Consider the following 12,983-nt stretch of genomic DNA (forward strand, 5'->3'; position numbering starts at 1 on the left):
TTCCGGCATCGCCAACCTCCACAACATCATCCTCGCCGGCTGACCACCGAGCCGGCTCCGGGCAACGCCTTCAACCAGTTACGAGACGTCCCTTAGGCGGGGGCGAGGCACGGACGCCAGCGGAATGGCTGTCGACAGCAGCGCTGACAGCAACCGCGCCGGACGGCGGCACGCTGACATAGTCTGCCGTGGACGAGGCACCGAGCGTGCGGCCGTTCTCGGACGAGGGCGGACGCGGTGCGCAGAGCTTGTAAGTGGCGGTGGCAACAGTGCTGGACGCCCGCTGTCGCCGGCTCTGACAGCAATGATCCCGCACAGCGATGTCGAGACGGGCGCGGAGAAGGCGCTGCTACGAGTGCAAATCCACTCGCAGACGAGCGCGGACGCGTGGTGCACAGAGCTTCCAAGCGAGGGATCGCGGTTGCGGCGGCTGGCTCTCCGGAGGGATCTACTCGGCGACGAAGACGCCAACGCCGGGAAGCGTTTCGGTCATCCCTTTGATCCGTAGTACCTGCATGGCGCGGTCGATCACCGGCTCGGTGACCCCGTAGTGCTCGATCAATTCTCGCCGGCTGGGCAGCTTGGAGCCGGGCTGAAACTCGCCGGACTTGATGCGTTCGGCGAGGTCGTCGGCAATCTGCTCGTAGCGGTAACGCGGCGGCACGTGGTTCTCCTCGGTTGGCAACACGAGTAGACCACCTATGTCAGCCCTTGACTACCCAACGGTACCTATGGGAGGTTGCCGAGGAGGTCGATTCCCTCGGTTGGCGCTGTGGGCCGTCCTCGCCGGCGTGGATGTTCGGCGCGTCCCCCGCGTCCGGGCATCCACGCCTCCAGATTGCTGCGGCACGAGGAGGCGGCAGTGCTCCCTTCGACTTGGGCAGCACGGCAGACCATGGCGCGAGCGCGAGCGGGAGCGGCGAGCTAGTGAAGCGAGTCTCGTACGACGAGTACGTGCTGGCGGTGGCGCTGACCCTGGCTCGCCGGCACCGGCCCGTCTGGTCCTGGCGACACTGGCGGCGCGTCTGCCGCTGCGGAGGCGACCTGCCATGCCGAAGCCGCCACCGCATCCCGATCAACCGCGGCCACTGGCCCAGCCAGGACGGCCCGCAATGACCACTCATCACCCGGTCAAGCCGGCCTGGACGTGCGGCGGCTGTGCGGGGGAGTGGCCATGCCAGACCCGGCGCCGAGAGCTGCGAGCCGAGTACGACCGCGCCCCGGTGTCACTGGCCCTCTACCTGGCCGCCCAGCTCGTCGACGCTGCCCAAGACCTGGCCCACGTTCCCGCCGGCCACTTGCATTACCGCTTCCTCGGCTGGACCCGATGAGCATCCTGCGATCCGGTGACGAGAAGTTCCACTACAGCGACGGCTCGCACAGGTGGATCCCGCCGGACCCGGACTACGACCAGGAGGTCTGGGACGAACAGGTCCGCCAACACAAGCAAGGACACCTGAGAAACGAGCGTCCGAAGGTCCGCATCAAGCGCCCGGTCTGGACGACCTGGTAGGGCTCGTCGGTCGGCGGGAGCATTCCGAAGTCGGCCCTGTCCAGGCGGCCGGCGTGCGCCTTCAGGCCGCAAAGACAAAAATCAAGACACCTCGAAGAACATGCATCCGGTCATGGTGAGTCACCACCGGTGATAACCGGTCACCGACACGAACCCACACCTGGCGCCAGGTGATGACCCGGGCGCGGTGGTGGCGGTCGGCCGAGCGCGATAGCCGCTCACCTCGAGCTCTCGCCCGATATACGACCGGGCGGTGGCGTGCCGCGCGCAGGGACCTGAGCGAGAATGGGCCAGTTCGAACTCTGCGCAACTCTGGAAGGACCCTCCCTTGGCCGGTGGACTCGTAGCCCTGCTGGATGACGTGGCGGTGCTGGCCCGGGCCGCTGCCGCGTCGATCGATGACATCGGGGCGGCTGCCGCGAAGGCCGGCGTCAAGGCTGCGGGCGTCGTCGTCGACGATGCTGCCGTCACGCCGCAGTACGTGCGGAGCCTGGCGGCCGAGCGCGAGTTGCCGATTATCAAGCGCATTGCCGTGGGGTCGCTGCGCAACAAGTTCTTCATCGTCCTGCCGGCGGTGCTGCTGCTCAGTCAGTTCGTGCCTTGGCTGCTCACTCCGATCCTCATGCTCGGCGGCGCCTACCTCTGTTATGAAGGCGCGGAAAAGGTGTGGGCCAAGATCGCCCATCACGGTGCCTCCGGCGCGGGCGAGGAGAAGGTGCAGGACGAGACGACACTGGTGTCTGGGGCGGTACGAACCGACCTGATCCTCTCGGCAGAGATCATGGTCATCAGCCTTAACGAGGTGATCGATGAGGCGTTCTGGTCCCGCCTGGCGATCCTGGCTGTCGTCGCCGTCGTCATAACCGTCCTGGTGTACGGCGTGGTGGCCCTGATCGTAAAGATGGACGACGCCGGGCTGCGCCTGTCGCAACGTTCCGGCGCCGTCGCCACGTTCGGCCGCGGTCTGGTGAGGGCGATGCCTGTGGTCCTCAGCGTGCTGACGGTAGTCGGCACCGCGGCGATGCTGTGGGTGGGCGGCCACATCCTGCTGCTAGGCACGAACGAGCTGAACCTGCACTTCCTGTACGAGGCCGTGCACCACGTGGAGGTCGCTGCCCACGACGCCACGGGTGTTCTCGGCGGGCTCGTCGGCTGGCTCGTCAACACGGTGGCCAGTGCGATCCTCGGGCTGATCGTCGGAGCGTTGGTCGTGCTGGTCATGACTCTCACGCTCCACCGCCGCAAATCCAAGCCTGCGGCTGCGACTGCGGCCACGACTCGTGCTGACGGCACCATCCCCGCGCAGCCCAGCCGTGCAGTTCAGCGTCGCGACGCTCCTGCGGACCGAGCGCCGCGCGGTTGACCGCACAAAATCATCGCACTCGAAGGCCGCGCTGGCGTGCGCGGTGGGCGCGCTAGAGGAGCACCGGGTTCCGACACGTCAACCCGAGGCAGTGCCGGAGTCTGAGTGGCCGTGCGGCCATCCAATGACGCGTTCGGCGGTAACGCGTCGAAGGTTGGCCCCGTCCCACCGGGCCCCGGTAACGTCTGTGCGTCCGTACTCCGGATCGTGAGTCCTCACGTAGCTGAACCGCGCGTAGGACAGATCCGCGTCGCGCAGGTCGGCATTCCGCAGGTCGCAGCCCGCGAAGCTGGCACCCCGGAGGGACGCACCCCGGAGGTCGGCGCCACGGAAATCACAGAACTTGAAGGAGTGTCTATCCAGGGTGCGATGCCGAAGATCGCGGCCTACGAACGACTGCCTCGTCGCGCCGGGCAGGATGCTCATCCGCGAACCGTAGCCGACCGCCCATTGCCGAACCACAGGCTTTCCACGCGCTCAGATGCGACGCGTCAAGCGGCGCAGGACGGCCGCCCGCCGCATGTGCGGGAAGACGTTCTGTACGTCTTCAAGGCGGCACTGAACGGGCGGCACGCGCCGCTGCCTGCGCGCGCGTCCGTCGCTTCGCTGGCACTTCGACTCCGGCCACGAAACACGCTCGGCGGCTGGCGCGAGAGCGGTACGAGCCGTCAAGGTCCGCTTGACCTGGCGGGCCGCGCGGCAGCCCGCTCTCCAGGAGGGCGGGTTGACGGCACACGTGATGAGAAGGCCGTTATGCACTCGCCGCGCCGTCTCACCCGGTGATTAGCCGCCAAGCCGTATAGGCAAACCCGATGAGTACCGCGGCCGCCAGCGAGAGCCGGAACATCGACAGAGTTCCCGTCAACTCGCTGCTCAGCGACTCCACGGTGCCGGGCAGTTCCGGTATCGAAGACGGTCGGAAAATCAGCGCGCCGACACGCCCCTCTGGTACGGGTATGGAGTTGCGGACCCGCCGCCCCAGATTTCCGTTGCGGCGCGGCACCCAGACCACGACATCGACGGACCCGGCTGGGACAGCGATGTCGTACGGACCCCAACCTGGCAACCCATACTCGACGTCCTCAACGGCGACGACCGGCGCGGCGTCGTCGGCATAGGAGTCGTCGAGCCACCACTCGGGCTTGAACGGAATGACTCTTAAGACGCCTTGCCCTGACGCAATCGGAACCGTGACGGCGGCAGCCTCCGTCGCAACCAGGTCGCGCACCACGTCCGGGGTGAGCACCTTGTTGCGCACGAAGAACAGCTTCGTGGCTAGGTTCGGCCCCAACACGCCTATAGGCAAGAGCAGTGTGACGACCAGCGCGCCGCCGGCCGCGAGATAGAACCCGATCATGGCCACCAACCGGCCGACAAGCCAGGTGTCACGTAAGTACTCGGCAAGCAGAAGGAGGCCGACCGCCGAACCACCGAGGACGACGACGGCGGCCAGCATGACAATTGCGGTGCTGCCGAGAACCCTCAGATGGCTCCGGACGGCTTCCACACCTCCGACCCTAACGAAGGTCAGCAATGCGGCCCACGACCAGCTCGCTGCCCGGTACGCATCGGACCCGCGCCACCTGGTGAGGCTCGGTGCGGATACTGGGTGGAGGCGGAGATGCAGGCGACGGAGTTGACCCGGTGGACGATCCACGGCGAGCGGGTCGTGGACGACATCCGCCGGGCGCGGCTGAGCATAGTGGATTGCCTGGGGTCCAAGTGCTCATCCTGCTGCGCTCGTAGCGCGACCAGGGCCTACGGTGGCTGCGTGCCGCGCATCGAGCTGACTACGGACGTTCAGGCAGCCCCGGAAACCGTCTTCGACGCTTGCCTCGATGTTGATACGCACACCGAGTCCATGGGAAGTAGTGCCGAACGTGCAGTCGGCGGCATAACGACCGGCCGCTTGAAGGCCGGCGATGCCGTCACGTGGGAGGCCAGGCACTTCGGCCTGCCCTGGCGGATGACCGTTCGGATCACTGGTTACCGGCGGCCGCACAGCTTCACGGACGAGCAGATCAGCGGCCCTTTCGGCCGATGGCACCACGAGCACAGCTTCACGCCGAACCCGGCTGACTCCTCGGCAACCCTCATGCGCGATGTCATCGACTTTTCTGCGCCGATGGGACCCGTCGGTCGCATCATGGCCAGCCTCATCCTGCGGCCGTACCTGCAACGCCTCATCGCACGCCGCAACACCTACCTTGCTGCCACATTGGCAGAGCTTCCTCGCTCAGCATCGAGGGGAGCGCAAGATCCGGACCATGCGCGGAATGATCAAGATTGCCGCTGATGGAGCATCGGGCGTATGTCCTGGTAGGGGATCGGCGCTCCGGGCGAACTCAACTGCCTTCCACGTCGATCACCACAATGACCATCCGGAGATGGTGACAGACCTGGTTCGATCGGAATAAGAGTTCGAGATCGGGGACGGGGGCGGGCAGGATGTGGGCGTGATCCTGTTGGTTCCTGCGGACCCTCTGCGGCCGCGTCGCCCGGATGAGCATTTCGCGGCGGAGGCACGTGCTGCACGTGCTGTCGGGCTGGACGTGGTGGTGGTCGACCACGACGCGTTGGCGCGGGGCGAAGATGCGCGGCGGGCGGTCGCATCAGTCTCGGGCAGTGGTTTGGCTGTATACCGCGGCTGGATGCTGGGTAGCGAGCAGTACGCCAGGTTCGCAGAGGCCTTGGCCGAGCGTGGTGTGGTGTTGAGGACTGATGGTGAGCAGTACCGGCGGGCACATGAGCTGCCTGGCTGGTATGCCGCTCTGGCCGCGGTCACCCCGCGGTCGGTTTGGACCACCGGGTCGGAGCGGGCCGACTTCGACCGCGTGCGTGTGGGACTGGGCGCGGGGCCGGCGGTGTTGCGTGACTACAGCAAGTCCATGAAGCACTACTGGGACGAGGCCGCGTTCATACCGGACCTCGAGGATGGTGCGGCTGCGTGGCGCGTAGCGAGCCGATTCCGGGAGTTGCGCGAGGACGACTTCGCGGGCGGGTTCGTGCTGCGACGCTTCGAGCAGTTCGCTTCCGCCGAAGTGCGCACATGGTGGGTCGACGGCGTCTGCGAACTGATAGGACCGCATCCTGACAGCCCGAACGATTCGGCGCCGGTGGCGGTTGACCTGGACCTGGTCGCGCCGTTGATTGTCGGGCTCGGTCTGCCCTTTGTCGCCGTGGATCTCGCTCTGCGCGCGGACGGTGTGTGGCGGGTCATCGAACTCGGTGACGGGCAGGTTAGCGACCGACCGACCACCATCGAACCGCAGGCGATGATGAACGCCCTGCTTGCTCATGCCCGCTGATCGGCAGGAGCTACCGTGCCCTGACGGGGCATGTTCTCGTGCCGGGCCTGGCTGCGGCCGTACTCCGACAATCGGGCATGCCCGAGCACCCGCATGGCGACTCTGGGGTAAACGTCGACATCGGTCGGCAGCGTGGCACAAGTGCGCCTGGCGCCTTGGACGGTGATCGGCGGTGCGCGGACAATGAGGGTATGAAGCGAGACGTACACCTGATGCGGTTGACTGGGACGCGCGCCACCGGCGCGGTGGCGACGGGCGCGGCGGCTACCGGCGCGCGGGCTGCGGGGGCGGCGTCTCTCGGTGCCCTGGCTGTCGGGGCGCTGGCTGTCGGGGCGCTCGTCATCGGACGGCTCGCCATCCGCCGGGCGGTCGTTCGGGAGTTGCGCGTGGGCCGGTTGGAGATCGACGAACTGGTGGTTCACCGCCGACCGGGCGCCGAGGGATAACCCGCTCCGCAGTCGACGTCAGCAGCATGGCGGGCTCTCAGGCCTTCACGACGGTAGGCGATGTCGTTTACTGATGGTGCGGCCCCGATGCCTTAGCGGCACTAGACTCCCCGGCCATGGGATTGCTCACTTTCAGCTTCAACGTCACTGTGGATGGTTGCGTCGACCACCAGGAGGGGATCGCCGACGACGAGACGCACGCCTTCTATACCCGCTTGCTGAACGAGAGCGGGGCGATGCTGTGGGGTCGCGTCACCTACGAGATGATGGAGAGCTACTGGCCCGCCGTCGCCCGCGGTGACGTGGAGGCGCCGCCGGCCATGCGTGATTGGGCGGTCAAGCTGGAGGCTCAACCCAAGTACGTGGTGTCGTCGACGCGGACGGACTTCCCGTGGACCAACAGCCACCACATCACCGGCGATCTGCGCGAGGGTGTGCAGAAGCTCAAGGACGCGACCCCGGCCGGGGTCCTGGTCGGAAGCGGCAAGCTCGCGACCGAACTCGACCGGCTGGACCTGATCGACGAGTACAGGCTGCTTGTTCATCCCATGATCGCAGGCCACGGTCCGACGTTGTATCAGGGCGGGCTGCCCGCCACCCGCCGACTCGAGCTGCTCTCGGCCGAGCCGCTGAGCAACGGCGTGATGTCCATGCACTACCGCCGCGCGTGATTGCTTCGGTGCGACGGCAAGGGCACAGATCGGTGATACGTGGCAGGTAGATTCTCGCGTCGTGGTCTGTCTACAGACGCCTGAGGTCTTCGAACGCCGTGAGCCGGTTCTGTTCGTCAGCCACGACGCGGACGACGGAGTCTGGCAATTGATAGGAGACACCGACGCGGGCGGCAGCAACGGCAAAATCGGGCACCTGCATCATGCCATCGACGCGGACCCCAGCCTGATCGACGTTCTCGGCCTGCCGCCCGGAGGCAGCGCGGTACGCGCCGGTGTCGGAAAACCGTGGACCGGCGACGTCTAATCCCGTTCGGCCACTGAACGATGCCCGACGGTCCGGCTGGCCGGAGCTGTCACTGCATCATGGCGAGAAGCTTCTCCACTGTGTTCCAGTTGCGGACGGTGGCCGACGGGCCACCCTTGATCTTGCCCAGGGCTTTCATGAGCGAACTGTCCCGCAGACCGCCCGGGCACCAGATGTACATCTCACTGCCGTCCACGGCATACCGCTCCGCACCGAAGTCGGCGGCGGCCAGGTCGTCGTCGATCGGCCGGTCGAGCGGCCGCGCCAGGAACGACACGACGTACTTCGAGCCGTCGTTGGCCACGTCGGCGAGCGGATTCTTCGCCACCACGCGGGCCAGTTCGTCGCGGCTGCGCAGGATCACCTCCACGGGGATCCCGAACCGTTTCTCAATCGCCTGCTCGATCGCAGGGCCCAGCTTGGCCGGCGGCAGGTCGGCGTCCAGCACGACGTTGCCGCTCTGCAGCAGCGTGGCGACGTTGGCGTACCCCTCCTCGGTGAGCAGTGCCCGCAGATCGGCCATGGCGACCCGGCGGGCCTTGCCCACGTTGATGCCACGGAGAAGGACCGCGTAGCGGGCCACGTCACCCCTTTCGCGCCGCCGGTCCGGCACGAGCCATCCGGCTTCCCGGCCCAAACTGCCCGAGCCGGTGGGACGTGTCAAGCAGCCGCCCCGGCAGGGCCCGGGCGAAGTCGAGGCGGTGGCTCGGTGTCGGCGGATCAGCGACGACGGCGGGCCATCCACTGCCAGATGTGGGTGCCGTTGTGGCTCGGGTCGTTGCGGGCCACGTAGATCCAGGACCAGTGCCCGGGGAACTGGTAGCCGTTCCAGACGACGTGGTCGTACAGGGTGATCAGTGATCCCGGGATGAGGTCGTGGGCGTGGACCGTGTTGGTCTCGGCTGGCACTGTGTCGTCGTCGCGCGAGGTGACAAGCCAGGTCGGGGTGCGGATCCCCGCCAACTCCGCGTCGGTGATCAGCGGCGGGCCGCCCTCGCCGAGCGGCTCGACGACGCCGCAGATCGGCACCGACGCGGCGAACAGGTCGGGATAGGCGACTGTCATCTCCAGGGACATGTAGCCGCCGTTGCTGCAACCGGCCACGTAGATCCGGTCGGGGTCGACACGCTTGCGGTGTACGAGGTCCTGGACCGATCTGGAAGTGCCGCCGCCGCCCGGTGGCGCAGGCGGCGGCGTCCAGGTCTGCCGGCGCGGGTTAGCTCGTGATTCTCGATCCGGAGGAGACCGGGTTTCGCGGGGACTGACCGACGGGGAACTTCACCCCGGTGAGGTCTTCGGACACGGCCCACAGCCGCTGCTGGACGGCCACGTCGTGCGACTTCGGGCTGGAGGCGACCAGGCGCGGGTGGCCCTTGAGCTCGCGGCGTCCGCCGGGACCGTAGTACTGGCCGCCGAGTGCGGCCGGATCGGTGGCGGCGCGCAGCGTCGGAAGCGCGCCCATCGCCGGCTTCTGGCCGACCAGCGGCGCGAGCCAGGTCAGCGGAAGACGGAGGGTTGCGGGGGCGTTGCGGGTGAGTTCGGTGCTGGAGATGCCGGGGTGCGCGGCCAGGGCGACAGTGGTGCGGTGCGCGACGAGCCGGCGCTGCAACTCGTAGGTGAACATCAGGTTGGCCAGCTTGGACTGACCGTAGGCGGCGGCTGGGCCGTACGACCGCTCCCACTGGAGGTCGTCGAAGTGGATCGCGGCCCGGATGCGGTGGCCGGTGCTGCTGACTGTCACCACGCGCGAGCCGGGCGCCGGGAGCATCAGGTCCAGCAGAAGCCCGGTGAGCGCGAAGTGGCCGAGGTGGTTGGTGCCGAACTGCATCTCGAAGCCGTCCCGGGTGGTCTGCTTCGGGGTGTACATCACGCCGGCGTTGTTGATCAGCAGGTCGATCCGGTCGAGCCGGGACCGCAGCGCCGCCGCCGCGCTCCGGACGGAGTCGAGCGAGGTCAGGTCCAGCGCCTGCACCGTCACGTCGCCGGACATGCGGGCCGCGGCCTGCTTGCCCTTCTCGACGTTGCGCACGGCGAGCACCACTGACGCGCCGCGCTCGGCGAGCGCCTTGGCGGTCTCGTACCCCAGGCCGGTGTTGGCGCCGGTCACCACTGCCACCCGCCCGCGCTGGTTCGGAATGTTCGCCGTCGTCCACTTTTCGCTCATGTGAAGCTCCCTACTGTCTAACGTACCGGAGGTATCTTGTGCTGTCGACGTTAAAGTACTCTCGGTACGTTGTCAACGTACCGGAGGTACCTAAGTTAGGCTGGCGAGCGTGACATTCCAGCGGGCGCGAACCGAGGAGCAGCGGGAGATCCGCCGACGGGCGATCCTGGACGCGGCGTCGACGATGCTCGACGAGATGCCCGTGGCCGCAGTCACCCTCAACGAGCTCAGCCGCCGGGTAGGCCTGGCGAAGCCGAACGTGCTGCGCTACTTCGAGTCTCGCGAGGCGGTGCTGCTGGAACTGCTTGACCACTTCCTGCGCGAGTGGCTGACGGAACTGGCAGACGAGTTGGCCGACGGCGTCGACGAAGATCTGCCCATGGCCGAGCGGGCGACAGCGGTGGCCGAGATCCTCAGCCGCTCACTCTCCGGCCGCTTGGTGATGTGCGACCTCTTCGGCGCGCAGGGCAGCGTCCTGGAACACAACGTCTCCGTCGAGGTCGTGGCGCGCTACAAGCGCGCCTCCCTGGAGCGCCTGACAACCATGACCGCCCTGATCGAGAAGTACCTGCCGGAGTTGGGCGACAAAGCCGTGCTGTTCAGCCTGCAAACAATGGTCATGGCTGGGGCGCTGTCGGCGTATAGCACACCCCCGCCCAGCCTGCAGGCGGCCTACCAGGCCGAGCCCGACCTGGCCCGCTTCCACCTGGAGCTGGACGACTACCTGCGGCAGGCATTGACCGCGACCCTCCTGGGCGTGCTGCCCCGCTGACCCGCGTCGCACCGGGTCGGCCGAGTCTCGCGGCCGGTCTCGACCCGCAAACGGTCGGCGTTGGCGACGGTCGACGGCGCTACGATGAGCGCCGTGAGTGCTGACCTCGACACCCTGCCGAAGATCGGTGCGCCAGCGACACGGGCCCTCCACGATGCCGGCTATTCGGCGCTTCGCGATCTTGCGGGGGTGCCACGCGCCGAGTTGGCCAAGCTGCATGGCATGGGGCCGAAAGCGCTCGTGATCATTGAGAGCGCGCTGGAGCAGCACAATCTGAGCCTGGGGTAGGGCTCCGTGCAGCGCGAGGTGCCGCGGCGGCACGCGCATCGGGCCGCGGACCTGAGCGACGACAGCGCATCGGCCTGCCGGGTGTAGGTTCCCGGGGTGGTGCGGCGGTGGAGTCTGGCGATCATGATGGCGGCGTGCGGCGTGCTGGTGGCGGCGTCGCAACTGGCCGACGGGTTGCCCGTCGTGGGCGGCGCCGAACTGCTGATCTTCTTGGCGCTGGCGTTGCTGCTGTCGCCGTGGGTCTTCCCCCGCTCGGTGGACGCCGCCGAAGCGCAGCGGGCCAGCGCGGCGGACGGCCGGCCGATCGTGTACTGGCGTCCCGGCTGTCGCTACTGTCTCCGACTCCGGTTCTCCCTCGGCCGGCTCGCCGAGCGGGCGCACTGGGTGGACATCTGGCGTGACCCGGCGGGTGCCGCCGCAGTCCGGGCGGTGGCCGGCGGCAACGAGACCGTGCCCACAGTCGTGCTCGGCGGCCAGGCCGTGGTGAACCCTGACCGGGCCTGGCTCCGCGAGCAGTTCCGCTCGTCCTGAGCACTGCGGACTTCAGCGCCCGCCCGGTGCCGGTGACGACGGGGGACCACCGGGCGACCCCGACTTGATTAGATAGGGGACTGTCAATAGATTGAGGGCGGGCGCCGCCGGGGTCCGGATGACCGGGCCGTCGGCGACTGACAGGTCCACCCCGAGCCGGGCACGTTTGTCGTACGCATCGACAAGTCGCTGCGGCGCACCGTCGCGCCGCGCGCAGGGCGCGTTGACGCGCTGCGTCTGTGCAGGACGCGCCGCCGCGCCCGCCTCCGTCCGCTCGATGGCAGAAGGACCTTCCATGACAATTTTCCGTGCCCGCCCCGCCCCGACCATCGCTGTCGTCGCCGCGCTGGCCGCCGCCGTGACCGTGACCGGAACGGCCCTGCTCACCGGCCCGGCCACCGCCGCCCAGGGCTGCCGGGTCGACTACACGCCCAACCAGTGGCCCGGCGGCTTCACCGCCAACATCAAGGTTCTTCCCGGCGACAGCGCCGTCTCCAGTTGGACCGTCACCTGGACGTACGCCGGGGACGAGCGCGTCACGAACGGCTGGAACGCCACGGTGAGCCAGTCCGGATCGACGGTGACCGCACGCAACATGTCGTACAACGGCAACATCGCGGCCGGTGGCTCCACCGAGTTCGGGGTGCAGGGCACGTTCGGCGCCAGCGGTGGGGCACCGACCGGGTTCAGCCTGAACGGCGTGCCGTGCAACGGCACCGGGCCGACCCCGACCACCGCACCGCCGACCAGCCCACCGCCCACCACGCCCCCGCCCACCAGCCCACCGCCGACGACCCCACCGCCGACCACCCCACCGCCGACGACGCCACCGCCGACCACCCCGCCGCCGACCACCCCGCCGCCGACGACCCCGCCGCCGACCACCCCGCCGCCGGTCGGGTGCGCCGGGGCGGTGCTCTGCGACGGCTTCGAGAACCAGACCGGCTCGACACCGTCGGGCGACTGGACAGTGGTGAGCCCGGACTGTGCCGGCGCCGGCACGGCCACCATCGACACGACCACCACGCACAGCGGCAGCCGGGCAGTACGGATCAACGGCGCCGCCGGCTACTGCAACCACGTCTTCGTCAGGTCCACGAAGAACCTCAGCAGCGTGGGCAGCCTCCGGTACGCGCGAATCTGGGTGCGGCACACCACCGCCCAGCCCACCGAGCACACCACGATGCTGGCGATGACCGACGCCGCCGACGGCAACAAGGACCTGCGGCTGGGCGGCCAGAACGGTGCCCTGCAGTGGAACCGCGCCTCCGACGACGCGACCCTGCCCGAGCAGAGCCCGGCCGGGGTGGCGCAGAGCCTGCCGCTACCCACCAATCGGTGGACCTGTGTGGAGTTCATGGTGGACGGCTCCACAGGTCAACTGCGTACCTGGGTGGACGGCAGCGCCATCACCGGGCTGACCGCCGACGGCGTACCGACGCACGACATCGACGGCCAGTGGTACAACCGCACCTGGCGGCCGCAGCTCACCGACCTGAAGCTGGGCTGGGAGAGCTACGGCGGCGGGGCCGACACCCTCTGGTACGACGACGTCGCGATCGGCTCCAGTCGGATCGGCTGCTGATCGTTCGATCGAGCCGCCCCGGGTCCTGTGGACCG

General features: G+C 68.2%; 17 protein-coding genes and 2 pseudogenes. 13 read left to right on the plus strand and 6 right to left on the minus strand.

Going from position 1 to position 12,983, the window contains the following annotated elements; genetic code table 11:
* Window positions 1-448 precede the first annotated feature (448 nt).
* A complete protein-coding gene (locus tag ACFY2Q_RS27985) occupies window positions 449-688 on the minus strand; it encodes a GntR family transcriptional regulator (RefSeq protein WP_124773732.1) in 240 nt (79 codons plus the stop codon).
* A 424-nt stretch (window positions 689-1,112) separates the two neighbouring features.
* Between ACFY2Q_RS27985 and ACFY2Q_RS27990 the strand changes: the two genes are divergently transcribed.
* The 3 genes from ACFY2Q_RS27990 to ACFY2Q_RS28000 all read left to right on the plus strand — a co-directional run bounded on the left by ACFY2Q_RS27990 (window position 1,113) and on the right by ACFY2Q_RS28000 (window position 2,876).
* Window positions 1,113-1,331, plus strand: a complete 219-nt coding sequence (locus ACFY2Q_RS27990) for a flavin reductase (RefSeq protein WP_387135347.1) — start codon at window positions 1,113-1,115, stop codon at window positions 1,329-1,331.
* Entirely contained in the window at window positions 1,328-1,513 is a 186-nt protein-coding gene (locus ACFY2Q_RS27995; protein ID WP_387135350.1) for a hypothetical protein, read from the plus strand. Before ACFY2Q_RS27990 ends, ACFY2Q_RS27995 begins: the two co-directional genes overlap by 4 nt.
* A gap of 328 nt (window positions 1,514-1,841) precedes the next feature.
* On the plus strand, window positions 1,842-2,876 hold the full coding sequence (locus tag ACFY2Q_RS28000; RefSeq protein ID WP_387135353.1) for a DUF808 domain-containing protein: 1,035 nt from the start codon (window positions 1,842-1,844) through the stop codon (window positions 2,874-2,876).
* A 78-nt stretch (window positions 2,877-2,954) separates the two neighbouring features.
* Here ACFY2Q_RS28000 and ACFY2Q_RS28005 read toward each other — a convergent pair whose 3' ends face one another.
* Window positions 2,955-3,302, minus strand: a complete 348-nt coding sequence (locus ACFY2Q_RS28005; protein WP_387135355.1) for a pentapeptide repeat-containing protein — start codon at window positions 3,300-3,302, stop codon at window positions 2,955-2,957.
* A 346-nt stretch (window positions 3,303-3,648) separates the two neighbouring features.
* On the minus strand, window positions 3,649-4,383 hold the full coding sequence (locus ACFY2Q_RS28010) for a hypothetical protein (RefSeq protein WP_387135357.1): 735 nt from the start codon (window positions 4,381-4,383) through the stop codon (window positions 3,649-3,651).
* Window positions 4,384-4,462: 79 nt separating this feature from the next.
* Between ACFY2Q_RS28010 and ACFY2Q_RS28015 the strand changes: the two are divergent.
* The 6 genes and pseudogenes from ACFY2Q_RS28015 to ACFY2Q_RS28040 form a co-directional block, all read left to right on the plus strand.
* A pseudogene (locus ACFY2Q_RS28015) lies at window positions 4,463-4,584 on the plus strand (NUDIX hydrolase); the annotation flags it as partial.
* 63 nt (window positions 4,585-4,647) lie between these two features.
* Window positions 4,648-5,172, plus strand: coding sequence for an SRPBCC family protein (locus ACFY2Q_RS28020; protein ID WP_387135441.1), 525 nt, complete (start codon window positions 4,648-4,650; stop codon window positions 5,170-5,172).
* A 160-nt stretch (window positions 5,173-5,332) separates the two neighbouring features.
* A complete protein-coding gene (locus ACFY2Q_RS28025) occupies window positions 5,333-6,184 on the plus strand; it encodes an ATP-grasp domain-containing protein (protein WP_387135359.1) in 852 nt (283 codons plus the stop codon).
* 191 nt (window positions 6,185-6,375) lie between these two features.
* Entirely contained in the window at window positions 6,376-6,630 is a 255-nt protein-coding gene (locus ACFY2Q_RS28030) for a hypothetical protein (protein WP_387135362.1), read from the plus strand.
* 116 nt (window positions 6,631-6,746) lie between these two features.
* Complete coding sequence (locus tag ACFY2Q_RS28035) at window positions 6,747-7,301, plus strand: dihydrofolate reductase family protein (RefSeq protein WP_387135364.1); 555 nt, start codon at window positions 6,747-6,749, stop codon at window positions 7,299-7,301.
* Between the two features lie 61 nt (window positions 7,302-7,362).
* On the plus strand, window positions 7,363-7,608 hold the full coding sequence (locus ACFY2Q_RS28040; protein ID WP_387135367.1) for a hypothetical protein: 246 nt from the start codon (window positions 7,363-7,365) through the stop codon (window positions 7,606-7,608).
* A gap of 49 nt (window positions 7,609-7,657) precedes the next feature.
* On the opposite strand, the gene ACFY2Q_RS28045 is transcribed toward ACFY2Q_RS28040, so the two are convergent.
* From ACFY2Q_RS28045 to ACFY2Q_RS28055, 3 genes and pseudogenes are all read right to left on the minus strand, one after another.
* On the minus strand, window positions 7,658-8,272 hold the full coding sequence (locus tag ACFY2Q_RS28045; RefSeq protein ID WP_387135370.1) for a DUF1697 domain-containing protein: 615 nt from the start codon (window positions 8,270-8,272) through the stop codon (window positions 7,658-7,660).
* Window positions 8,273-8,328: 56 nt separating this feature from the next.
* Window positions 8,329-8,769 (minus strand): annotated as a pseudogene (locus ACFY2Q_RS28050) (prolyl oligopeptidase family serine peptidase); the annotation flags it as partial.
* A 55-nt stretch (window positions 8,770-8,824) separates the two neighbouring features.
* Window positions 8,825-9,772 carry an SDR family NAD(P)-dependent oxidoreductase gene (locus ACFY2Q_RS28055; protein ID WP_387135372.1) on the minus strand — a complete coding sequence of 316 codons (948 nt, stop codon included), beginning with the start codon at window positions 9,770-9,772 and terminating at the stop codon, window positions 8,825-8,827.
* A gap of 109 nt (window positions 9,773-9,881) precedes the next feature.
* On the opposite strand from ACFY2Q_RS28055, the gene ACFY2Q_RS28060 reads away from it, so the two are divergent.
* The 4 genes from ACFY2Q_RS28060 to ACFY2Q_RS28075 all read left to right on the plus strand — a co-directional run bounded on the left by ACFY2Q_RS28060 (window position 9,882) and on the right by ACFY2Q_RS28075 (window position 12,948).
* The gene (locus ACFY2Q_RS28060; RefSeq protein WP_387135375.1) at window positions 9,882-10,544 is read left to right on the plus strand and encodes a TetR/AcrR family transcriptional regulator; all 663 of its coding nucleotides are present in this window, start codon (window positions 9,882-9,884) and stop codon (window positions 10,542-10,544) included.
* An 84-nt stretch (window positions 10,545-10,628) separates the two neighbouring features.
* Window positions 10,629-10,832 carry a helix-hairpin-helix domain-containing protein gene (locus ACFY2Q_RS28065; RefSeq protein ID WP_387135377.1) on the plus strand — a complete coding sequence of 68 codons (204 nt, stop codon included), beginning with the start codon at window positions 10,629-10,631 and terminating at the stop codon, window positions 10,830-10,832.
* A gap of 96 nt (window positions 10,833-10,928) precedes the next feature.
* The gene (locus ACFY2Q_RS28070; RefSeq protein ID WP_387135380.1) at window positions 10,929-11,363 is read left to right on the plus strand and encodes a glutaredoxin domain-containing protein; all 435 of its coding nucleotides are present in this window, start codon (window positions 10,929-10,931) and stop codon (window positions 11,361-11,363) included.
* Between the two features lie 295 nt (window positions 11,364-11,658).
* Window positions 11,659-12,948, plus strand: coding sequence for a cellulose-binding domain-containing protein (locus ACFY2Q_RS28075; protein WP_387135383.1), 1,290 nt, complete (start codon window positions 11,659-11,661; stop codon window positions 12,946-12,948).
* Window positions 12,949-12,983 lie beyond the last annotated feature (35 nt).

It is taken from the genome of Micromonospora sp. NPDC000316, assembly GCF_042898885.1.
In the GTDB taxonomy this organism is placed as follows: Bacteria; Actinomycetota; Actinomycetes; order Mycobacteriales; family Micromonosporaceae; genus Micromonospora.

Excerpts from the sequence above, each read along its gene's own strand:
- ACFY2Q_RS27990 (WP_387135347.1), top strand. The coding sequence starts at position 1,113 with ATGACCACTCATCACCCGGTCAAGCCGGCCTGGACGTGCGGCGGCTGT.
- ACFY2Q_RS27995 (WP_387135350.1), top strand. The coding sequence starts at position 1,328 with ATGAGCATCCTGCGATCCGGTGACGAGAAGTTCCACTACAGCGACGGC.
- ACFY2Q_RS28005 (WP_387135355.1), bottom strand. The coding sequence starts at position 3,302 with ATGAGCATCCTGCCCGGCGCGACGAGGCAGTCGTTCGTAGGCCGCGAT.
- ACFY2Q_RS28030 (WP_387135362.1), top strand. The coding sequence starts at position 6,376 with ATGAAGCGAGACGTACACCTGATGCGGTTGACTGGGACGCGCGCCACC.
- ACFY2Q_RS28035 (WP_387135364.1), top strand. The coding sequence starts at position 6,747 with ATGGGATTGCTCACTTTCAGCTTCAACGTCACTGTGGATGGTTGCGTC.
- ACFY2Q_RS28055 (WP_387135372.1), bottom strand. The coding sequence starts at position 9,772 with ATGAGCGAAAAGTGGACGACGGCGAACATTCCGAACCAGCGCGGGCGG.
- ACFY2Q_RS28065 (WP_387135377.1), top strand. The coding sequence starts at position 10,629 with ATGAGCGCCGTGAGTGCTGACCTCGACACCCTGCCGAAGATCGGTGCG.
- ACFY2Q_RS28075 (WP_387135383.1), top strand. The coding sequence starts at position 11,659 with ATGACAATTTTCCGTGCCCGCCCCGCCCCGACCATCGCTGTCGTCGCC.